General features: G+C 68.3%; 20 protein-coding genes. 10 read left to right on the forward strand and 10 right to left on the reverse strand.

The annotated features are described in order from the left end of the window. Positions 1-22: 22 nt before the first annotated feature. From LU699_RS09670 to LU699_RS09680, 3 genes are read right to left on the reverse strand one after another with little or no spacing between them, the layout of a single operon-like run. Positions 23-1282 (reverse strand): ABC transporter permease, encoded by a 1260-nt coding sequence (locus LU699_RS09670; RefSeq protein ID WP_232136789.1) that lies wholly within the window; start codon positions 1280-1282, stop codon positions 23-25. Continuing rightward, on the reverse strand, positions 1279-2718 hold the full coding sequence (locus LU699_RS09675) for a DUF3526 domain-containing protein (protein ID WP_232136791.1): 1440 nt from the start codon (positions 2716-2718) through the stop codon (positions 1279-1281). Before LU699_RS09675 ends, LU699_RS09670 begins: the two co-directional genes overlap by 4 nt. Then, positions 2715-3437: an ABC transporter ATP-binding protein gene (locus tag LU699_RS09680; protein WP_232136793.1), complete on the reverse strand. Its 723-nt coding sequence runs from the start codon at positions 3435-3437 to the stop codon at positions 2715-2717. The genes LU699_RS09675 and LU699_RS09680 overlap by 4 nt, the downstream gene beginning before the upstream one ends. Positions 3438-3642: 205 nt before the next feature. Between LU699_RS09680 and LU699_RS09685 the strand changes: the two genes are divergently transcribed. The 3 genes from LU699_RS09685 to LU699_RS09695 all read left to right on the forward strand — a co-directional run bounded on the left by LU699_RS09685 (position 3643) and on the right by LU699_RS09695 (position 5565). Further along, entirely contained in the window at positions 3643-4329 is a 687-nt protein-coding gene (locus LU699_RS09685; RefSeq protein ID WP_425491159.1) for a YitT family protein, read from the forward strand. Positions 4330-4436: 107 nt separating this feature from the next. Continuing rightward, positions 4437-5048 carry a hypothetical protein gene (locus LU699_RS09690; RefSeq protein ID WP_232136795.1) on the forward strand — a complete coding sequence of 204 codons (612 nt, stop codon included), beginning with the start codon at positions 4437-4439 and terminating at the stop codon, positions 5046-5048. A 205-nt stretch (positions 5049-5253) separates the two neighbouring features. Further along, positions 5254-5565, forward strand: coding sequence for a hypothetical protein (locus LU699_RS09695; RefSeq protein WP_232136796.1), 312 nt, complete (start codon positions 5254-5256; stop codon positions 5563-5565). Between the two features lie 16 nt (positions 5566-5581). Here the strand turns inward: LU699_RS09695 and LU699_RS09700 are convergent, their stop codons facing one another. The 3 genes from LU699_RS09700 to LU699_RS09710 are packed head-to-tail and all read right to left on the reverse strand — an operon-like array spanning position 5582 to position 7618. Next, positions 5582-5998 (reverse strand): ketosteroid isomerase-related protein, encoded by a 417-nt coding sequence (locus tag LU699_RS09700; protein WP_232136797.1) that lies wholly within the window; start codon positions 5996-5998, stop codon positions 5582-5584. Continuing rightward, positions 5995-6621 carry a YdcF family protein gene (locus LU699_RS09705; RefSeq protein WP_232136798.1) on the reverse strand — a complete coding sequence of 209 codons (627 nt, stop codon included), beginning with the start codon at positions 6619-6621 and terminating at the stop codon, positions 5995-5997. The genes LU699_RS09700 and LU699_RS09705 overlap by 4 nt, the downstream gene beginning before the upstream one ends. 16 nt (positions 6622-6637) lie before the next feature. Continuing rightward, a complete protein-coding gene (locus tag LU699_RS09710; RefSeq protein ID WP_232136799.1) occupies positions 6638-7618 on the reverse strand; it encodes a pyridoxal-phosphate dependent enzyme in 981 nt (326 codons plus the stop codon). A gap of 140 nt (positions 7619-7758) precedes the next feature. Between LU699_RS09710 and LU699_RS18325 the strand changes: the two genes are divergently transcribed. The 3 genes from LU699_RS18325 to LU699_RS09725 all read left to right on the forward strand — a co-directional run bounded on the left by LU699_RS18325 (position 7759) and on the right by LU699_RS09725 (position 11310). Further along, the gene (locus tag LU699_RS18325) at positions 7759-8514 is read left to right on the forward strand and encodes a hypothetical protein (RefSeq protein WP_269781261.1); all 756 of its coding nucleotides are present in this window, start codon (positions 7759-7761) and stop codon (positions 8512-8514) included. Between the two features lie 384 nt (positions 8515-8898). Then, on the forward strand, positions 8899-10788 hold the full coding sequence (mnmG, locus tag LU699_RS09720; RefSeq protein ID WP_232136800.1) for a tRNA uridine-5-carboxymethylaminomethyl(34) synthesis enzyme MnmG: 1890 nt from the start codon (positions 8899-8901) through the stop codon (positions 10786-10788). Positions 10789-10944: 156 nt separating this feature from the next. After that, positions 10945-11310, forward strand: coding sequence for a hypothetical protein (locus tag LU699_RS09725; RefSeq protein ID WP_232136801.1), 366 nt, complete (start codon positions 10945-10947; stop codon positions 11308-11310). A gap of 49 nt (positions 11311-11359) precedes the next feature. Here LU699_RS09725 and LU699_RS09730 read toward each other — a convergent pair whose 3' ends face one another. After that, positions 11360-12601, reverse strand: coding sequence for an acyltransferase family protein (locus LU699_RS09730; RefSeq protein WP_232136802.1), 1242 nt, complete (start codon positions 12599-12601; stop codon positions 11360-11362). Positions 12602-12755: 154 nt separating this feature from the next. On the opposite strand from LU699_RS09730, the gene LU699_RS09735 reads away from it, so the two are divergent. Next, the gene (locus tag LU699_RS09735) at positions 12756-13631 is read left to right on the forward strand and encodes a LytTR family DNA-binding domain-containing protein (RefSeq protein ID WP_232136803.1); all 876 of its coding nucleotides are present in this window, start codon (positions 12756-12758) and stop codon (positions 13629-13631) included. A gap of 6 nt (positions 13632-13637) precedes the next feature. Here the strand turns inward: LU699_RS09735 and LU699_RS09740 are convergent, their stop codons facing one another. Together LU699_RS09740 and LU699_RS09745 are read right to left on the reverse strand one after the other, a co-directional pair. Next, complete coding sequence (locus LU699_RS09740; RefSeq protein WP_232136804.1) at positions 13638-15602, reverse strand: esterase/lipase family protein; 1965 nt, start codon at positions 15600-15602, stop codon at positions 13638-13640. Next, a complete protein-coding gene (locus LU699_RS09745) occupies positions 15599-16624 on the reverse strand; it encodes an Lnb N-terminal periplasmic domain-containing protein (RefSeq protein ID WP_232136805.1) in 1026 nt (341 codons plus the stop codon). Before LU699_RS09745 ends, LU699_RS09740 begins: the two co-directional genes overlap by 4 nt. Positions 16625-16788: 164 nt before the next feature. Here LU699_RS09745 and xth point away from each other — a divergent pair, with 164 nt between their 5' ends. The 3 genes from xth (at position 16789) to LU699_RS09760 (ending at position 19081) form a co-directional block, all read left to right on the forward strand. Next, positions 16789-17580 carry an exodeoxyribonuclease III gene (xth, locus tag LU699_RS09750; RefSeq protein ID WP_232136806.1) on the forward strand — a complete coding sequence of 264 codons (792 nt, stop codon included), beginning with the start codon at positions 16789-16791 and terminating at the stop codon, positions 17578-17580. Between the two features lie 179 nt (positions 17581-17759). Next, positions 17760-18482, forward strand: a complete 723-nt coding sequence (locus LU699_RS09755) for a response regulator transcription factor (protein WP_232136807.1) — start codon at positions 17760-17762, stop codon at positions 18480-18482. Positions 18483-18583: 101 nt separating this feature from the next. After that, positions 18584-19081, forward strand: a complete 498-nt coding sequence (locus LU699_RS09760; RefSeq protein ID WP_232136808.1) for a YciE/YciF ferroxidase family protein — start codon at positions 18584-18586, stop codon at positions 19079-19081. A gap of 115 nt (positions 19082-19196) precedes the next feature. On the opposite strand, the gene LU699_RS09765 is transcribed toward LU699_RS09760, so the two are convergent. After that, positions 19197-21545, reverse strand: a complete 2349-nt coding sequence (locus LU699_RS09765) for a Tex family protein (RefSeq protein ID WP_232136809.1) — start codon at positions 21543-21545, stop codon at positions 19197-19199. Positions 21546-21633: the final 88 nt, after the last annotated feature.

Consider the following 21633-nt stretch of genomic DNA (forward strand, 5'->3'; position numbering starts at 1 on the left):
GGGAACGGGAAGACGTCGTGGGTCAGCGGTGATCCGGGGCGAAATCGGGCGCGCGCGGATAGTCGTCCGCGGTGAACGGCACGTCGCGGAACAGATAGCCGTAATAGAAGTGGCGCAGGCGGCCGTGATACGCGCGGATACGGTCCTGGTAGGCGAGGTGGGCGCGCATGTCGGTACCGGCCCATCGCGTCAGCACGGCTTGCATGCCAACCGGCGGCAGCGCCCAACCCAGACGCGCGGCCGCATCCGAGCGTCGCTCGATCCCGTCCCGGTAAGCCGCGGCCCGGTCGGCCACGCTGTCGTCGCCGTTCTGGTGGAAGGCGAGATACCACTTGTAGTGGAAGCCGTCGCCGAGCGGCGGCGAGTCCTGCCACTCGGGATAGTGCGCGTAGAAACGCTGCATCGTGATCTCGCGTGGAATGTCCCAGGCGTGGTTCACGGCTTCGCGTTGCGCGCGTGCGATTTCCGCGCCCTGGTCGACGCGGATCGTGCGTTCGATCGCCACATGCGACAGCGCAGGCAGGACGAGCGCGATGGTCGCCCACACCGTGATCAGCGCCGCCGCGTTCGTCGACGACGACCAGCTGCGCCGCGCGACGAGCAACGCCAGTGCGATCCAGAACACGGTGTAGGCAATGGTCAGTCCGACGACCGCGGCGATCAGTCCGGCTGACACGCCCTGGTGCAGCGCGAAGCCCACGAACAGCGGCACGACACACGCAAGCAGCGCGACGCCGCGGACCACCGCACGGCGCGCGTAGATCCGCGGCAGCGGATGCGGCAGCGCACGCAGCATCCGTTCGCGCCCGGACTCGGCCTCGGTCGAACGCAGGTCGTGGAACAGCACGATCACGAATACCGGCAGCAGGAACGTCAGCAGGAAGGCGAAGTCGAAGCGGCCTGCCAGTGCGAGTTCGGGATTGAACGTGTCGCCGTCGTGGATCTGCGCTTCCAGACCGAGCGCGCGGACGCGCAGGATATAGGGCGCGACATCGCGCATGCCCACCGCCGCGAACGCGAGTGGCGCGGGCGCATTCCAGGTGGGATGGAAGGTGTAGTACGCGGCATGGCCTGCATCGGTGGAATCGCCGTGTCCGTCGATCACCGCCGCCAGATCGGTCTGCTGCAGCGCCGGAATCCGTTCGATCGCCGCGCGCTGGCTGTCCATACGCTGCACGCCCGAGACGAGGCTCGCGCACGTGAGCACGGCCAGCAGCGCGAGTCCGGCGACGGCAACACGTGCGCGCAGCAGCAACGTCCATTCGTAGCGCCAGAGGGTCATCGGGCGGCTCCCAGTCGACGCGTCGCCAGCGCCAGCAGCAGGGCGGCGACCAGCAGCCAGCCCAGCAGCACCGCGGCCGCAGGCAGCATCGTCTGCAGCAGGCGCCCGGCCGGTTCGGGCACGAACGCGAATTCGGGAATGGCCTGCCAGTGCGCGCTGTCCACCCGCTTGCGGCGGTCGGCGTCGGCATCGCGGGCCGTGTCGTCGGCGTAGTCCACGGCGTCGGCCTGCAGCTGGTTGAGCTGCTGCACCATCGCGTAGCGATGCGCTTCGGCCTGCGCGAGGAAGCGCAGATGCGCGGACAGGTCGGTCGCAGCCGCGGCCATCGACAGCTGTCGCAACGGGATGGCCGGACTCAATGCGCCGAACAGTGCGACGCGCGTGTTCTGGCGATCCTGGATCGCGGCGCTGCGCGCGGCGTAGGTATCGAACAGCCCCGAGGTCAGGCGTTCGCCTTCGACCGCGACCAGGCCGCGATAATTCACCGGCAGGTCTTCGATGCGGTCGACGCCGTAGCGCTCGAGCACGCCGCGCCTGAAGTCGGCGAAGTAGGGATCGTCGGGATCGTGGCTGTCGCCGATCGCGCGCAGATCGGCGGCGATGCCGACATCGGTCTGCAAGCGGTCGGGCAGCGGGAACGCGGCATACGCCGCGTCGGTGGCCAGACGCGGCACCAGCAACGCCATGACCGCCCAGATGCCGACCAGTCCGAGCAACGCATCGCGGCGCCGACCGGCCAGCGTCGACAGCGCGATGATCAGTACGCACCAGATGCCCAGATATGCGGCATACGCCAGCATCAACACGACGGCCACGGTGACCGAAGCGCCGGGTCTGGCGGCCATGATCGCCAGACCTGCGAAGGCGGGCAGCATGAAGATCGTCGCGGCCACGGAAAGGGCGGCGAGCTTGCCGGCGACGATGTCGCGCAGGCGCGCGCCCTGCAGCATCAACTGCCGCAATGTGCCGCGCTCGCGTTCCTGTGCCAGCACGCCGTGGCCGAGAAAGATCAGCACCAGCGGCGCGAGGATCTGCAGCACGAAGGCGGGCGTGAGCTGGCCGAAGCGCGTCAGCACCGAGCCCTGCATCACGTCGCCGAAGTTCGCGGTGTTCTGGCGATGTCCCTCCAGGAACATGCTGCTGCCGGTGAACGGGTCGACGCCGGCGTCGAAGGCCGCGAGTGCCGAAGGCAGGCGATAGACGAAGTGGCCGTAATGGACCACGCGATGCGGATGGCGGTCGGGTTGCGCATCGAAGTCCGCCTGCGCGGCTGCCTGTTGCCGTTCGCGATAGTCCGCGGCGTCCGCCATGTGGTGCAGCGACACCACGGTGGCGACGGTGGCCAACATCGCCAGCAGAACGATGCCGGCGACCGCGGTCCGGGTCCGCGCCATCGCGCGCAGTTCGTTGCGCATCACCGCGACCACGACACTCATGCAGCGCGGGCCCGTCCGGAGAAGTGCGCGTGCAGCGCCGGCAGATCAAACTGCGCGCGCGCGGCCTCGTGCACGATGCGGCCGTGGTCGAGCACGCCGACGCGATCGGCCACTTCGACCGCGCCGAACAGATCGTGGGTGACCATCAGTACCGTCGTGCCGCGTGCGCGGACCGATTCGAGCAGCGTGTGGAAATCGGCGCTCGCGCCCGGATCGAGGCCCGACGTCGGCTCGTCGAGCAGCAGCAGCGGCACTTCACGCATCGACGCGATCGCGATCGCCACCTTCTGGCGCATGCCCTTGGAGAATCCGGCCAGCCGCTGCGTCCAAGCCGCTTCCTGCAGGCCGGCCGCGCGCAGGGCATCGCGGATCGCCCCGGCCCCTGCGCGCCGGCCTGCCAGCGACAGCAGATAGTCGGCGTTCTCGAAAGCGGAGAGATGCTCGTAGAGCGCTACGTTCTCCGGCAGATAGGCCAGCTGCGCGCGCGCCGCGTCGGGGGCCTGCGCCGGGTCCACACCGGCGACGCGTACCGTGCCCGAGGTCGGCTTCAAAAAGCCGAGGAGCACCGACAGCGTGGTGGACTTGCCGGCGCCGTTGCCGCCCAGCAGGGCGTAGATGTCGCCGCGCCGGACCTGGAGTTCGAGGTCGGTGAGGACCGGGCGGCCCGCGAACGCAACGGAGAGCGCATGGATGTCGACGACGGCGGTGGGAGGCGTCACGGCAGGCCCTTCGATGAACGGGGCCGCACTCTATCATGTAATAATATTACATTTAAGGCGCGCTGGGCGTGTCTTCAGCAGGGGGCCATCGATCTGGCGCGATCAAGACGAGGCGCTGCCACGGCCTGCACGGCGCCAGAGCGGCCTGACGACCGCTTCTGCGGCAGTCGGTTATGCTGCAACGCAACATCCATCGTTCGCGCCCGTGTCCGCCATCCACGCTAAACCGTCCCAGCCCGATCCCCACGATGCCGCCGAAGCCGAAGCGGCCGTTGCCGTGGCCGCGCCCGAGGCGTCGGCGCAGCGGCACACGCTGGTCGAAGATGTGCAGGGCCTGGTGCTTGCCAGTCTGGTCGGCGCGCTGGGCATGTCGATCCTGGCCACCGGCGGCCTGCTGGTGGGCGGCATCGCCGGCGTGTCACTGCTGGTGCACTACGCCAGCGGCTGGAACTTCGGTCTGCTGTTCGTGCTGATCAACCTGCCGTTCTACTGGATCGCGGTGCGGCGCATGGGCTGGGAATTCACCCTCAAGACCTTTCTGGCGGTCGGCGTGACCGGCTTCGTCGCCGACGCGATTCCGCGCTGGGCGCCGTTCGAATCGATGAGCCCCGCGTTCTCGGCGATCTTCGGCGGTTCATTGGTGGGCATGGGCATTCTGTCCTTCATCCGCCATCGCGCGAGTCTCGGCGGCGTGGGCATCGTCGTGGTCTGGCTGCAGCGCAGCCGCGGCTGGAGCGCCGGCAAACTGCAGATGGGGTTCGACACCGTGCTGATGCTGGTCGCGCTGATGATCGTGCCGCCCGCGCAGGTGCTGTACTCCGCGCTCGGCGTCCTGGTGCTCAATCTGGTGCTGCTGTTCAATCACCGTCCCGGGCGCTACATGGGCGCCTGAGCGCGACGCTTCTGCGGTCACGACGGGATGCGCCTCCACCTCGGACATTCAGCTTGCTCTGCCTAGACTCGGATCCATCGGCCCGTCGGGCCCACGGGAAGTCATCGATGCGCCGGATCGTCCTCGCACCTCTGCTGTGTCTTGCCCTCGCCGCGCCGGGCATCGCGTCCGCGCAGCAGTACGAAATCGACCTGTCGCGTCTCGACCCGGCCGCGGTGCTGTCGACCGGTGGCGACGTGTTGCGACGCGCCTCGACGCAATCGGTCGACGAACTCTTCCAAGCCGTGCTGCAGTCCTCGCGCGAGCCCAAGGAAGCGCGTGCGCTGTGCGCGCTGTTCGAACCTGATGCTCGCCGCGATCTCGCCGCGTTCCAGCGCACCGTCGACACGCTCGGCCCGGCTAGCCGCAACCGCTTCGCGAATGCCTTCACCAATGTCGCGATGAGCGGTCTGCAGGGACAACTGCAGACCTACGATCCGGCGATCGCGCAGCAGGTGCTGCGTTCCGCGGCGATCACTGCGACCTTGCTGCACGACGGTTTCATGTTGGGCATGACTTCGACCGGTACGGACGATGCGAGTCGTCGCGCGCGCTGTCTGTCGTTCCGGCAGATGGTCGACGTGCTCAAGGACCAGCCGCAACCGCAACGTGTGCTGGCCACGCGCTGGTTGCTCAACGAAGGGCTGACGCTCGTCGCGGATGGGCAACCGGCCGGTTGATTCGACGTGCGTGTGATGCGCTTGGCGATCGCGTGATGCGTCACCTGATCGTCATACCTGGATCGAGACCGCTCGCGTACACTGAACGCTCTTCACACGTCGGCCATCCGGTGCACTTCGATCGAAGTGTCACGCGCAACAGGCCTGCGTGTATTTCACGCCTGATCCAGCCCGACTGTTCGGAGTACGTCCAGTCCGATTGATCGTGTCCGCGGACCGCGGGCATTCGCGTCTGCGCACGATCACGAAAGGCGGCTGCCTCATGCAAGACGCGACAGATCCCCCTGCCCGGGCCGGGCGGGTCCGCACACCACGTCAGGTGGTGCGCGATCTTCTCAAGCAATTGCAGAGCCGACCGTTCAACGGCGCGCGGACCTTCGAGTGGACCGTCGACGTGCGCGGCATGACCGACGCGGGCTTCGACGAGACGGTGGCGATGCTGGCCGCGCGTGGATACCGCGCCGAGTACACGCCCAACGACATCCCCGGATTCGCGCATTTCATCCTGCGCTGGTGAGCGCGCGTTGGTGCAATCAGCCGACCTGCGCGATCCAGTCTTCGAGGTTGTAGTAATTCGTGACGCGCGCGATGCGCCCGTCGCGGATGTCGAAGAACGCGCCACCCGGCAGCACGTAGCGCTGGCCGTTCGCGGCCGGCAGGCCGGCGTCGTCGGCGATGTACGCGCCGTGCACCACGTACTCGGCAGCGGCGCGTGCGCCGTCCATCGACGCCATGACCACGATGTCTTCCAGCCGCTCGCGATAGCTCGCATCCATGCGCTGCATGAAGGCGACGAAGGCCGCGCGTCCGGTTTCGCGTGCGCCCTGGTTGAGATCGTGCGCGACGTCGTCGGTCAGCAGCGCCAGCATCGCGTCGCGATCATTGGCATTGAACGCGGCGTAGTAGGCCTCCACCAGCTGCAGCGTGGTGGTCTGTGCGGTTCCGGTCATTGTCGGAGCGTCTCCTGGGCCGCGTCCCACAGGTCGCGATGGAAGAAGTACACCTCGCGCAGCAGGAACTCGCGCTGGGTGCGGAAGGTGCGGAAGCGGGTCGATGGCGTCGGCGAACCGAGCGCGTCGATGCCCAGCCGTTCGCTGGCACGCAGCGCGCGCGCCATGTGCAGCGGATCGCTGACGATGATCACGCGATGCAGGCGATGGTCCTGCAGCAGGCGCCGGGTCTCGACGAGGTTTTCCAGCGTCGTGCGCGAACGCGATTCGATCAGGATCGCCGATTCGGGAATGTCCCGGCGCAGCGCATACCGCCGCGCGACCTGCGACTCGGAGAACCGCGCTTTCGCACCGCCATAGCCGCCGGTGAAGATCAGCGTCTTCGCATGGCCGGCGCGATAGAGATCGAGGCCGTGATCGATGCGGGCTTCGAACACCGGCGACGGTTGCGCGTCGTAGGCCGCCGCGCCGAGTACGACGATGGCATCGGCCGGACCCGCCTCGTCGCGATTGCCGACGTGCACGATCCACGCGGCCACGCCCAGCAGCCAGATGGCCAGCAGCAGCACCAGCCAGAAGACGAAACGGAAGAAGCGGCGCATGGGGCCGCGTTTGCGCTTCATGGACTGCGCGCGCCGGTCATGACAGCCACGGCAGGCGATCGGGATCGACGTTGCCGCCGCTGAGCACCAGGCCCACGCGCAGCCCGGCGAAGCGCGAGCGGTTGGCGAGCACGGCCGCCAGCGCGATGGCCGACGACGGTTCGACCAGCTGCTTGGTGTGCACCGCGATCCGGCGCATCGCCGCCACGGTGTCGGCATCGTCCACCGCGATCACCTCGACCGGCGTGCCGTCGCTGCTGCGATGCGCGCGCAGGATCTCGAAGTTCGGCGCGCCCAGCAGGCCGCGCAGTCCGTCGCAGACGGTGTCCGGCACCAGATCGTCGACGCGCGCGCCGGCCTGCAGCGAACGCAGGGTGTCGTCGGCGCCACGCGGCTCGGCCAGCACCAGATGCGTGGCCGGCGACGCGTGCTGCAGCGCCAACGCCGTGCCGGACGCCAGGCCGCCACCGCCGACCGGCACCACCAGTACGTCCAGCGGCCCGGCCGCGTGCAGCAGTTCCAGCGCCGCCGTGCCCTGGCCGGCGATGACGTCGTGGTGTGCGTACGGATGGATCAGCGTCGCGCCGGTCTGCACACGCAGCCGTTCGCAGGCCGCCTCGCGCGCGGCGAGCGTCGGCGCGCAGTGGTGCAGCACGGCGCCGTAGCCGGCGATCGCCGCGAGTTTTGCCGCCACCGCGCCATTGGGCACCACCACATGGCAGACCAGGCCGCGCGACGCGGACGCCAGCGCCAGGGCCGCGCCGTGATTGCCGGAGGAGTGGGTCACCATGCCGTGCGCGGCTGCGTCGGTATCCAGCGACCACACCGCATTGGCGGCGCCGCGGAACTTGAACGCGCCCGCGCGCTGCAGATGTTCGGCCTTGAAATGCAGCATGCAGCCGGCCGCGTCGTCCAGCGTGCGGGCGCGCAGCACCGGGGTCAGATGCGCGCGGCCGGCGATGCGCGCGGCCGCGGCCAGCACATCGTCCGGTGTCGGCAGGGAAATCGTGTCCGTCATGGCGCAAGCGTAACGGAGCGACCCTCGGGATTCACAGGCCGGACGCGGGATGAAGCGACCCGCACGTGGTCGAAACGCTTAAGGGCGGATTCAATGCCGCGGGCGGATTCTGGACCCCTGATCGACAGGGGTGGACCGACATGATCCGCAAGGCTTTTCTGCTCGTTGCCTGCATGACGCTGGCCGGCTGTGCGACCTACGGCTACCGCGGCGGCAGTGGCGATTACTACTACGGCTCGCCCGGCACCACGTACCGTCACTACGGCGCGCCCTACGGCAGCCTCGGCTACGGACGCGGTTACGGCTGGTACGGCGGCGCCGGTTACGGCGCGCCCTACGGTCGCTACGACGCGTGGAACCGCTATCCCTATGGCTACGGCGGCGGCTATTACCGGCCGCCACCGGTAATCGTGCGCCCGGTCTATCCGGGTCGTCCGGGCGGCCATCGACCGGATCGTCCCCCGTACGGACATGGACGCCCGGATCGGCCCGACCGGCCGGGCTGGGGCGATGGTCGTCCGAATCGCCCGGACCGTCCCGGCTGGGGCGATGGAAGGCCGGACCGTCCCGATCGTCCCGGCATCGGTCGTCCCGATCGCCCGGACCGTCCCGGCTTTGGTGGTCGTCCGCCGAACAGTGGAGATGCCGGTCGTCCGGGCCGTCCCGGTGGTGGCTGGAGCGGTCGTCCGCCGCGTGGTGATGGGCAGGGGCGTCCGGACTCGCGTCCCGGTGGCCAGCGTCCCGGCCGGCCGGAAGGCCAGCCGCGTCCGGACTTCCAGCGTCCGCCGCAGGCCGCGCCCGTGAGCCGTCCGCAGCCGGCACGTACCGAGTCGCGTCCGAGTCCGCGCGGCGAAAGGCGGACCACGATCACACCCCGGGAAGTCGAGCCGATTTAGGACTTGCGCTGGCTGGAGTGGCGGAGGAAGCTCACTCCCCGAGTGACCGGCTGCGTCGGTTTCCGACGAAATGGTCACACCAGCTGTCGACTCCCGGCGGGGGAATACCGGATCCCCCCTGTTCCGCCTCCGCCGGGTGTCGGCTCTTGATCCGCGCATCTCCCCCGATGCGCCGCTCACGAGCCACAAAAAGATGGGGCCGGATGTCCCCCGACATCCGGCCCCGTGCTTCCCCGCAGCGTACTTGGCCAGCCCTGTTCCAATTCCGGCCGCGCCCCCCTTTCAGACGCTTGCCGCTGCGGGTGCCCCGACAACCACGCAGAAACTGTGCCAACTGTGGCGCGGTGTCTGACGTGCGCCGCCGAACTCGCGGATAATCGCTCCATGTCCAACGACTTCCACAGCTACGACGTCATCGTCGTCGGCGGCGGCCATGCCGGCACCGAAGCCGCGCTCGCGTCCGCGCGCGCCGGCGCCCGCACGCTGCTGCTCACCCACAACGTCGAAACCATCGGCGTGATGAGCTGCAACCCGGCGATCGGCGGCATCGGCAAGGGCCATCTGGTGCGCGAGATCGACGCGCTCGGCGGTGTGATGGCGCGCGCGGCGGACGCGGCAGGCATCCAGTGGCGTCGGCTCAATGCATCGAAAGGCCCGGCGGTACGCGCGACGCGCTGCCAGGCCGACCGCAACCTCTACCGTGCGTTCGTGCGTCGCGCCGTCGAAGCGCAGCCCAGCCTGACGATCTTCCAGTCGGCGGTCGATGATCTCGTCATCGAAGGCGACGCCGTGCGCGGCGCGATCACCCAGACCGGCCTGCGCTTCGACGCGCCGGCGGTGGTGCTGACCGCGGGCACGTTTCTCGCCGGGCGCATCCATATCGGCGAAACGCAGTCGGCCGGCGGCCGCGCGGGCGATCCGCCTGCGGCCACACTTGCCGCGCGCCTGCGCGAGCGTCCGTTCGTCGTCGACCGTCTGAAGACCGGCACGCCGCCGCGTATCCACGGTCGCACGCTCGACTACGACGCGATGACCATCCAGCCGGGCGACGATCCGCGTCCGGTGTTCTCCTTCATGGGCACGCGCGACGATCATCCTCGCCAGGTGCCGTGCTGGATCACGCATACCACTGCACGCACGCACGAGATCATCCGCGGTGCGCTGCACCGCTCGCCGATGTACTCGGGCCAGATCGAAGGTATCGGTCCGCGTTACTGCCCGTCGATCGAAGACAAGGTCGTGCGCTTCGCCGACAAGGCCAGCCACCAGATCTTCGTCGAGCCCGAAGGGCTCGATGTCGCCGAGATCTATCCCAACGGCATCTCGACTTCGCTGCCGTTCGACGTGCAGCTGGAGCTCGTGCGCAGCATCACCGGCTTCGAAAACGCACACATCACCCGCGCCGGCTACGCGATCGAATACGACTTCTTCGATCCGCGTGGACTCAAGAACACGCTGGAGACGCGCGCCGTCGCCGGTCTGTATTTCGCCGGCCAGATCAACGGCACCACCGGCTATGAGGAAGCTGCGGCGCAGGGCCTGCTCGCCGGCGTCAACGCCGCGCGCCAGGTGCGTGGTCTCGATGCCTGGAGTCCGCGCCGCGATCAGGCCTACATCGGTGTGCTGGTCGACGATCTGATCACGCACGGCACCAAGGAGCCGTACCGCATGTTCACCAGCCGCGCCGAATACCGGCTGCAGTTGCGCGAGGACAATGCGGATCTGCGCCTGACCGAAGCCGGTCGCAGTCTCGGTCTCGTCGACGACGCGCGCTGGGCCCGTTTCGACGCCAGACGTGAATCTGTCGAACGCGAGACCGCACGTCTGCGCGGCCTGTGGGCGTCGCCGCGGAACACGATCGGCCACGATGTCCTCGCGACGCTGGGCATCGAACTGCGCCGCGAGAGCAACGGCATCGACCTGCTGCGTCGCCCCGAACTCGGCTACGCCGATCTGATGCGCGTGCCCGCGATCGGTCCGGGTGTCGAGGCAGCTGATGTCGCCGAGCAGGTCGAGATCGAAGCCAAGTACTCGGGTTACCTCGATCGACAGCGCGTCGAGATCGAACGCCAGCAGCGCCAGGAGACCACGGCGATCGCCGAGAGTTTCGACTACGCGCAGGTGCGTGGCCTGTCGGCCGAACTCGCGCAGAAGCTCGTGCAGGTGCGACCGCTGACCGTCGGTCAGGCGCAGCGCATTCCTGGCATGACACCGGCTGCGATTTCGCTGCTGCTGGTGCATCTGGAACGTGCACGGCGCACGCACGCGGCCTGAGCAAACGTCGCGGCACCACAGCGTGTCGTTGCACCGCAACGCGTGCGTCTCGACACCGACGCGTGCGCGGCGTACGCCGCGTTTGCGTCTGTCGATCATCCGACGTTCCGCGCACCTGTGGTCTGGTACGGACTTCGATCAGGAAGGGCGACAGGAATGACGAAGAGACCCGTACTCGTCGGCGCGTGCATTGCCGCCATCACTGGCATCGCGTACTGGGCGGTCGTGTCCGGGATGACGGGCGGTGGCGAGCCCTGGGACGCCGCCGCGTACTGGACGCTGGTCTATCCGGGCGCGCTGCTGCTGTCTGCCATCCTCGGATTCGCGATGCCGGTACGCGCCTGGCTCTGGGGTCCGATCGTGGTTTTCGCCCAGGTGCCGGTCGTGATCGCCGTGGCAGGCGCTGGGCCGTTGCTGCTCGCAGGCGTGCTCTATGCGGCGGTGCTGTCGATTCCGGCTGCAGTGATCTCGGGTGTCGCCGGATGGATCCGGCGCCGCATGCGTGGCGTGGCGCCTCACTGAGACAACGCGCGCCTCTGCTGCCGATGCTCAGGCGCCACGCAACCGATGCTCAGGCGCCACGCAACGCTGGCGATCTGACGCCTTCCGTGCGTGGTGCTGGCATTACGCGCGTGCGCATCGGCAGTCCGAACAGCGGGCGCAGCCAGCGGATGCGCCGGATCAGCAGTTCGTGGATCAGCAGGCAGCCGGCCACGGTGATAGCCAGCACGAGCAGCGGTTCCCACAACGCACCGAGGCGCAGCGGAATCAGCCAGTACGCGGCGAGCACGATCAGGCTCTGGTGCAGGATGTACCAGGGATACACCGCTTCGCTGGCGTAGCGCAGACCCGGCCACGGCCGGTTCAACAGACGGGCGCCCCAGGCCAGCAGTGCGAGCAGCGCCGTCCACGCATACAGCGCGTGTGCGCAGACCGATACAAGCTTCCATGCCGACAGCGGCATCAGGGCGTCGAAGCTGTCGGGCGACAGGACGCCGCTGTCGAGCAGGCGTCCGATCACGCGCAATGCCATGTAGACGCACGCGCCGGTCAGCGCGCACGCCGTCAGCACCCAGCGGCGCGCGTCGAGTGCGGCCCACATCGATGCGCGCGATGCGATCAGGACGCCGAACGCGAAGACCGGAACGTACTTGGCATGGCTGAACCAGTCGCCGGCCAAGGCATGGGTCGTCGGAAACCGCGGCGCCAGCACGATCAGCGCGAACAGGTACCACAGCGGCGGCACCGTCCACAGCAGCCAGCGACCCCGCGTGGTCAGCCATCCGGCGATGCGTGTACCACCGATCGCGCGCAGCACCGGCAAGGCGATCAACGCGAGCATCGTGTAGACCCACAGGTACGGCAGATACCAGAGATGATTCCAGGTGAAGCCGTACTCGGCGCCGGTGAATGTGCCGGCCGGCCACGGCTGCAGTTGCAGGTAACGCAACAGGAAGGTGCCGAAGCCGGCGTCGTAGGTCCCGAGCATCCGCGCCTCGCACCAAGCCTGCACCGGCACGACGGCGAGGATGCCGAACGCCAGCGGCAACAGCAGGCGCCAGCTGCGATTGCCGATCAGGCGGCCCGGTGATTTCCGCGCCAGCACCAGACCCAGCGCGATACCCGACAGCAGGAACAGCAGTGACATCCGCCAGCGGTTGATCAGCACCATCGGCCATTCGACCCAGCCGAGCAGCGTCGGGCTCTTGATGTGGAAGCCCCAGTCGACCACGTAGACCATGCCCAGGTGATAGAGGATCAGCAGGGCGAAGGCGATCACGCGCAGCGCGTCGATGTCGTGGCGTCGGTCCATGGCGGTCTGCGATACGGAAGGGGCCGCCACGGTGCCGGGTCGCAGTGACGCGCGGTCCCGCCGAGGGCTTCAGGGCGCGTCTCCAGGGACGAACCGTGGGCCGGCAGGGACGAATGGGACGGGCCGACGCGCGGCGGCTGCCTAGAATGCGGGCATGTCCGCACGTTCCCCCGCGCCGCCCACCGGCGCCGAGCGCTATCTCGCCATCCGTCGACCGGTCGAGGTCGGCTACTGGCTCATCACCTATCTGCTGTCCGGGCTGGGCAACAGCGTGACCACCTGGATGGACGTCGAGCGCCTCGGGCTGGGCTACGCCGCTTGGGAAGTGGCGAGCTGGGAAGGCAGCAGCGCCGTCGCGCTGCTGATGCTGGTGCCGGCGATGGTGTGGTTCACCGCGCGCTGGCCGGTGCATCTGGACAACTGGCGCCGGCGCCTGCCGCTGTACGCGGTGGCGAGCTTGGTCTGGTCGGCGCTGCACGTCGGACTGATGGTGGCCATCCGCAAGCTGATCTACGCATGGCACGGCGGCAGCTATGTCTTCGGCGATGCCTTCGTCTACGAATACCTGAAGGATGCGCGCACCTTTCTCGGCATCGTCGTGGTGCTGCATGGCTATCGTCTGCTGGTGCGTCGCCTGCAGGGCGAGGCCTCGCTGCTGGCCGCGCCGGACGACGACAGCGCGCCGGTGGAGCCGGTCGAGCGCCCCTCGCGATTCCTGGTCCGCAAGCTCGGCCGCGAATTCCTGGTGGCCGCCGACGACATCGAGTGGGTGCAGGCCGCGGGCAACTACGCCAACCTGCACGTGCGCGGCAAGGTCTATCCGCTGCGCAGCACGCTGGCCGAACTCGAATCGCGCCTCGATGCCGCGCGGTTCCTGCGTGTGCACCGCAGCCATCTGGTCAACGTCGACCGGATCGCCTCGATCGAACCGCTCGACAGCGGCGATGCGCGCATCCACCTGCATGACGGCACCGTCGTGCCCTGCAGCCGACGCCATCGCGAACCGCTGCGTCTGGCGATGGCGCGCTAGAGACGGTCAGTCCAGCGGATGCGCTGCGACGTCCTCATGCAGGATGCGGCGCAGTTCGAGGATCGCAGGCGCGGTCTCCTGCACGCTGTGGCCGGAGACGATGACCTTCTCCGACACCGCGTCGTCGAGGTGCGCGCTGGCGTAGGGCACGAGGCCGTCATTGGACTGCGCCAGCGGTACCGCGGGATCGCGCTGGGCGATGATCGTGTGCAGCGTCACGCCCGGCGCGCGCGGCAGATCGGCGGCGGCGCGCACGAAGGGATCGCTGGCGCTGAGGTTGTCGATGCTGTTGGGAATGCGGCCGGTGCTGCCGTCGGGTGTCTGCGCGCTGCCGCCAAGGGTCTGCAGCACGTCGTCGAAGTTCTCCAGGAACGTCAGGGGCAGGCGCACGAGGCGTGAGATCCAGCGACCGGCGCGCGTGCCGGCGATGTCGGTGCCGCGATGCGGGGCGGCGATGAAGACCGCGCGCTCGATCTGCGGCATCGGCTCGAAGCGCAGGAACGGTGACAGCCGCCGTTGCACGCGGCGCAGATCGCCGGGCGCGATCTCGCGATTCGCCGTCACCGCGTCCCACAGCGCATCGCCCGACGACGACACCATCAGCCGTGCGATCACCCCGCCCATGCTGTGGCCGACGACGACCATGTTCTGCGAAGCGCGTGCGCGGCGGTCGGGATCGAAGTGCGTGAGCGCGTCGTCGACCGTGCGGCGGATCTGCGCATGATTGAGCGCGATCGGCATGTTGGTCGGGTAGTAGATCTGCCAGATCTGGAAGTTCTGCCGCAGCGTCTCGTCGCCCAGCACCTCGTTGGCGACATTGACCCAGGCTTCGGGGCTGCTCGCCAGCCCGTGCAGCATCAGCAGGATCCGGCGGTCTGGATCGTAGGGCTGCATCATGTACAGATGCGGCCGGTCGATGCCGTGGTCGCGGCCGAACAGCGTGCGCAGCGACTGCGTGGCGAAGCCGGAACGCGCGAGCCACAGGCCGTAGCCGGCGGTGAAGTTCGCCGCCAGCGGCACCTGCTGACCATGCATCTGCGCGACGCTGTCGACGTAGGGATCGTGCACGCTCAACGCGACCTCGCGCGTGGCCATCAGCTGCGCGAGATCGTCCGCGGGAAAGCGCAACAGCACGGTCAGCGCAGGTGAGGGCATCTCGCTGTAGTCGCGACGCTGCGGGCGCTGGCGACGGTGCGGCGTGTCCGTGGCGTCTTCCGCATCGGGCACGACGATCGTCGTCACCGGATCGGGCTGCATCACCGCGACGAGTTCGGCGCCGAACCCGTCGCGCCGGTACACGCTGCGCAAGCCGGCGAACTGCAGCGACGAGGCCGGAATGAGTTCTTCCGGCAGGTCCACACCATCGGGCAGGCGCACGCCCTCGAGCGTGGTGCGGATCGTCCAGCCGGCCTGCTGCAGCGCTTCGCCCTCGGCGCCGGGTGCGCCGGCGTAACGTGCGAACAGCGCGGTCGCCGCTTCCTGCGTGGCGAGGTTGTAGTAGTCGCGCACCTGCGTCTGCCGGTCTTCGAAGGCGCGCTCGCCGGGCGTGCGCGCGCTGAAGAACAGATAGGCGTAGGCGTGGCGCGCGACTTCGAACCACGCATCGAGTTGCGCATCCGACGGCGCTGCGTCCCCCTTGGGCGCGAGTGACAGTGCCCGCTGCATCCACAGCTCGGTCAGCGCGGCCATGCGCCGCTCGTCGTTGACGTCGTGCACGTCGGTCAGCGCCTGCAGGCAATCGTGTTGCGGTCGCGCGCAGGCGCGATCGTCGAGGCCGGCCACGCGCAGCATCTCGCGCGTCGCGGCACTGAGCTCGCCGGTGGTCAGAATGTCGCCGCGCTTGATCGCGATGTACTCGCCCGGCGGGATCGACTTCACGTCGACCATCGCAAGCGAGCACCCGGCCAGCGACAGCACGAGCAGCAGGCTCATCGCGCTGCGGATCCATCGCGGTGCTTGGTGCGAAGTCATCGGGTCTCGGCCTCCGGAATGCCGGGCACGCCGCGCCGGATCGCGCGGGAGAAGTCGGGGTCGCGATCCGCGGCGCGCGCCCGGTCGGTGATGCGTCCCGCCGCTTCCAGCTGGTCGAACGAGCCCTGGCCGGCGAGTCCGCCGTGCGCATGCGCGTACTGCCCGAAGTAACCCGACAGCAGCAGGCGGATGTCGAGCGGCAGGCCCGGCGCGATGTGGCGGGCGACATCGAAGACGATCGTCGTGCAGTTGCTGGTCACCGTGTTGTAGAAGCGCGGCGCCTGCTGCAGCGTGCCGGCCTCGTCGACGTAGGCGAGGAACAGCGTGCGCAACTGTTCGCGCGGAATCGCCAGCCGGTACAGATAGACGTCCTCGTCGCGCACATTGCTGCGCACCCGCACGATATCGCGCTCGTCGGCCGCGATCAGCACCGCCTCGAACTGCTTGAAGAAGCCGCCGATCGCGGAGAACGACTCGTGGCGTTCCTTGCGGATCTCCAGCGAGAACACCACACGGCTGCCGTCGTCGAAGCCGAACGACACCAGCGTGTGCGCAATCGCCGGGCCCATCCAGTACGACATCACCAGATCGGCGGAGGCCAGTCCGTCGAGATCGTAGGTGCGCGTCTCCCAGCGCGGCGCCGGATCGCCGTCGCGGGTCCAGTCGAAGTTGCGGACGTTGTGCAGGGTCACGCGGCTGCCGTCGACGTCGGCATGGAGCAGGCGCGCGACGTCGTCGGCCCAGTCGCGGTCGTGCATCGGCAGCACGGTCTGCCACCAGCCCAGCAGCGCCAGCGCGGCGACCAGTCCGGCGCCGAGCACGCGACGGCGTCGCAAGCGCGTCATGCGGCCTGCCATTGCCAGCAGCGTCGCGACACCGAGCGCGCTCCACGGCACCAGCCACAGCCAGCGCTGCGGCGCCTGGTACCACAGCGCGCCGATGCCCCACAGCACGCACACAACGGTGGCGATGCACAGCAGCACGCGCAGGGCCCGGCGCCACAGGGAACGCGTCGTCACCATCAGGGCGCGCGGCCCGGCCCGGGCAGGGCGATGTGGCGCGACGATGTGCAGGGGTGACGGGGTGGCATGCGGCAATTGTGGTGCAGGTCGGCATCGTCCCGGTAGCAGCACCCGTCACCTGGCACGCGGTAGAACGGCAGCAACGCTGTCGACCGGATCCCCGCATGGCCAGGAAGAAGACCCTCAAGCTGGCGACGTTCAACGTCAACGGCATCGGCACGCGCCTGCCGAACCTGCTCGCCTGGCTGGCGCACGAGACGCCCGACATCGTCGCGCTGCAGGAACTCAAGGCGACCGACGAGGCCTTTCCGGCCGCCGAACTCGAAGCCGCCGGCTACGGCGCGATCTGGCACGGCCAGCGCGCCTGGAACGGCGTCGCGCTGCTCGGGCGCGGCGTGGAACCGGTGGAAAGCCGGCGCGGCCTGCCGGGCGATCCGGACGACGCGCAAAGTCGCTACATCGAGGCCGCGGTGCACGGCATCATCGTCGGCGCGCTGTACCTGCCCAACGGCAATCCGCAGCCGGGGCCGAAGTTCGACTACAAGCTCGCGTGGATGCAGCGCCTGCACAGGCACGCGAAGTCGCTGGTCGATCTGGCACATCCGGCTGCTCTGGTCGGCGACTTCAATGTCATTCCGACCGACAACGACGTCTACGACGCGAAGGCCTGGAAGAAGGATGCCTTGATCCAGCCCGAGGTCCGCGCGGCGTACTTCGATCTGTTGAAGCAGGGATGGACCGACGCGCTGGCGGAGGTCTTCGGCGACGAACAGGTCTTCACCTTCTGGGACCACTTCCGTCAGCACGCAGAACGCGACCGCGGCCTGCGCATCGACCACCTGCTGCTCAATCCGTTGCTGGCCGGACGTCTGGAATCGGTGGGTGTGGACCGCTGGGTGCGACTGGAACCACGCGCCAGTGACCACGCGCCGACATGGGTCGAACTGCGCGTCTGATCCCTGCCGCCGCGCTCGCGCATCGCGCACGACGCCGCACGGACGGCGCGCGCCAGTGAGGCGGACGTGATTCCGATGAACGGCGTGCTTCGTGTATGCGCACGCGTCACGGCCCAGCGGGCGGCGGCGCGTATCACTGGAATGTCGCCATCTCCGGCACATCCAGAGTCTCAGGGAACATGCACACGTCCAGGAACGACAACGGCGTCATCCTCATCGTCGAGGATGACGCCAACCTCGCCTCGTTGACCGGCGAGTGGCTGGTCCGTCGCGGCTTCGCCGTCGACTACGCCCGCGACGGCATCGAAGCGCTCAATCTCGTCGGCGCACAACGCTACGACGCGATCCTGCTGGACGTCACGCTGCCGCGGATGAACGGTGTCGAGGTATGCAGGCAATTGCGCGCGGCGGCGCATCCGGTTGCACCGATCCTGATGCTGTCGGCGTTGAACACATTGGACGCCAAGCTGGCGGGTCTCGGTGCAGGCGCAGACGACTACCTCATCAAACCGTTCGCTCCCGCCGAACTCGGTGCACGCATCGATGCGTTGCTGCGTCGCAGCCGTGCCGAAGTCGCGAAGGAAATCATTGCGCTCGACGACCTGCGGGTCGATCCCGGCACCGGGCGCGTGACCCGTGCAGGCCGTGAACTGCCGGTGCTGCCGGTCGGCCTGAAGATTCTCGCGACCCTGATGCGGCATCACCCGCGGGTGGTGACGCGCGCGGAACTGCAGTCCGCGATCTGGGGCTCGCGACTGCCGCGCTCCGACTCGCTCCGCAGCCACATGTACCAGCTGCGCCGCACGCTCAATGATGGCTTCGACGAGCACCTGATCGTGACGATGCCCGGCACCGGATTCCGGTTCCGCGCGCCACGACCCAACGAGCCGCTGTCGCGCTGACATCGCGGCGCCGCGCAACTCCCTTATCGCGCACACCCGGGCCGCACGTGGAATGCCACGCGCGGCGTCCAATCGTATCCCTCCACACTGGAACACTCCTCATGGCGATCAAAACGCTCGAAGATCTTTTCATCCACGAACTGTCGGACACGCATTCCGCGGAACGGCAGATGGCCAAGGCGCTGCCGAAGCTCGCACGCGCGACGCACAACCCTGATCTCGCGGCTGCGTTCGAGCTGCATCTCGAGCAGACCAACGTCCAGATCGAACGGCTCGACCAGGTGGTCGAACTGCTGGGCGCACGCCTGAAGCGCATCAAATGCGCGGCGATGGAGGGCCTCGTCGAAGAGAGCAAGGACGTCATCGAATCGATGGACAAGGGGCCGCTGCGCGATGCCGCATTGATCGGCGGCGCGCAGAAGGTCGAGCATTACGAGATCGCGTCCTACGGCACGCTGTGCGCACTGGCGAAGCAGCTCGGCCACACGGATGCGGTCAAGTTGCTCAAGGCCACGCTCGATGAAGAGAAGGCGACCGACGAGAAGCTGACCCTGCTCGCGGAAGCGGGCGGCAACCAGATGGCCGCCGAAGCCGGATGACCCACCGCGTTGCGCTGCGGGGTGTCTGCGGCGCAGACGTCTGCACGGATCGGAACGTCGAATGACCTGATCGCAGCGTCCGGGCGTGTCACATGCCCGGACGCCGCGTGTTCGATCAGCGCCCGCGTGCGCGGGCGAACGCGTCGGCCAGTGCGTTGTTGCTCGGCGCGGCCGCGGTCTGCGGCTTGCCGGCAGGACGTCCGCCACGCGGACCGCCGGAACCACGCGATGCAGTGCGATCTTCGCGCGACTCACGGGCCGGCTTCTCGCCCGGCACATCATCGAGACGGCGCGTCAGCGCGATGCGCTTGCGCAGCACATCGACCTCCAGCACCTTCACCTTGACGATGTCGCCGGCCTTGACCACGTCGCGTGGATCCTTGACGTAGGTATCCGACAGCGCCGAGATGTGCACGAGGCCGTCCTGGTGCACGCCGATGTCGACGAACGCACCGAATGCCGCCACGTTGCTGACCACGCCTTCGAGAATCATGCCGACCTGCAGGTCCTTGATGTCTTCGACACCGTCGGCGAAGACCGCGGCCTTGAACTCCGGGCGCGGATCGCGGCCCGGCTTCTCGAGTTCTTTGAGGATGTCGCGCACCGTCGGCACGCCGAACTTCTCGTCGGTGAACTGTTCCGCCTTGAGCCCGCGCACGAATACGCCATCACCGATGATCTGCTTCACGTCGCGGCCGCTGCTGCCGGCAATGCGCTCGACCACCGGATAGGCTTCCGGATGCACGGACGACGCATCCAGCGGTTCGTCGCCGTCGGCGATGCGCAGGAAGCCCGCGCACTGCTCGAAGGTCTTCTCGCCCAGGCGCGGCACCTTCAACAGATCCTTGCGGCGCTTGAACGGTCCATTCGCATCGCGATGCAGGACGATGTTCTCGGCGACGCCGCTCGACAGGCCGGCGACGCGCGCGAGCAGGGCGCCGGACGCGGTATTGACGTGCACGCCGACCGCGTTGACGCAGTCCTCGACCCGCGCATCCAGCGCCCGCGCGAGACGGTACTGGTCCACATCGTGCTGGTACTGGCCGACGCCGATCGCTTTCGGTTCGATCTTGACCAGTTCCGCCAGCGGATCCTGCAGGCGCCGCGCGATCGACACCGCGCCGCGGATCGACACGTCGAGGTTCGGGAATTCCTTCGCCGCGGTTTCCGATGCCGAATACACCGACGCGCCCGCTTCGCTGACCACGATCTTCTGAAGCTTGAGCTCCGGGGCGAGCTTGATGACATCGGCGGCGAGGCGGTCGGTCTCGCGCGAGGCCGTGCCGTTGCCGATCGCGATCAGCTGCACGCCGTGTTCGGCGCACAGCTTGCGCAGTGTGTGCACTGACTGGTCCCACTGCTTGCGCGGTTCGTGCGGATAGATCGTGTCGGTCGCAACCAGCTTGCCGGTCGCATCGACCACCGCGATCTTGCAGCCGGTGCGGATGCCCGGATCGAGACCGAGCACGGTCTTCGGGCCCGCAGGCGCCGCAAGCAGCAGATCTTTCAGGTTGTCGCCGAAGACGTTGATCGCTTCGGCTTCGGCCTTCTCGCGCGCCTTGCCGAACAGATCGATCATCAGATGCAGATGGATCTTCGCGCGCCACGCCAGGCGGCAGGCGTTGAGCAGCCAGGTATCGGCGGCGCGCGACTGCGCGGCGATGCCGGCGTGCAGCGCAATGCGGCCTTCGGCGTAGGCGTTGCCCTGCTCGGGATCGTTGCCTGGTTCGAGTTCGAGGGTGAGGAACTCTTCGCGCCGGCCGCGGAACAGCGCGAGCAGGCGGTGCGAGGGAATTTTAGCCAGCGGTTCGGCGTGGTCGAAGTAGTCGCGGAATTTCTCGCCCGCGGTTTCTTTGCCGGGGCTGACCTTGGCGCGGATCACGCCGTTGGCTTCGAGCCAGTTGCGCAGTTCGCCGAGCAGCGTCGCGTCCTCGCCCCAGCGTTCCATCAGGATCGCGCGTGCGCCTTCCAGCGCGGCCTTGGCATCGGCGACACCCTTGTCGGCATCGACGAACCCGGCAGCGAAAGTTTCGGGCACCAATGTGGGATCGGCCAGCAGGCCGTCGGCCAGCGGTTCCAGTCCGGCCTCGCGGGCGATCTGTGCGCGCGTGCGGCGCTTCTGCTTGTAGGGGAGATACAGATCTTCGAGGCGCGCCTTGCTGTCGGCGGCTTCGATGTCGGCGCGCAGTTCCGGCGTCAATTTTCCCTGTTCGTCGATGCTGGAGAGGATCGCCGCGCGGCGGTCCTCGAGTTCACGCAAGTAGGACAGGCGCACTTCGAGATCGCGCAGCTGGGTGTCGTCCAGTCCGCCCGTGACTTCCTTGCGGTAGCGCGCGATGAACGGCACGGTCGCGCCTTCGTCGAGCAGCGCGATCGCGGCGATCGCCTGCGCGGGCTGGGCGCCGATCTCGGCGGCGATGGTGTCGGCGATTCGACGGGCGAGGGCGGCATCAGGCTTGGACATCGGTTCCACATCGGGTCGCGGCAGCAGCGCCGCGCGGCGATTGTGGCAACCCGGTCCTGTCGGCGGTACCCGTTGACAAGCGGGTCCA

The sequence above is a fragment of the Luteimonas fraxinea genome, assembly GCF_021233355.1.
Taxonomy (GTDB): Bacteria; Pseudomonadota; Gammaproteobacteria; order Xanthomonadales; family Xanthomonadaceae; genus Luteimonas; species Luteimonas fraxinea.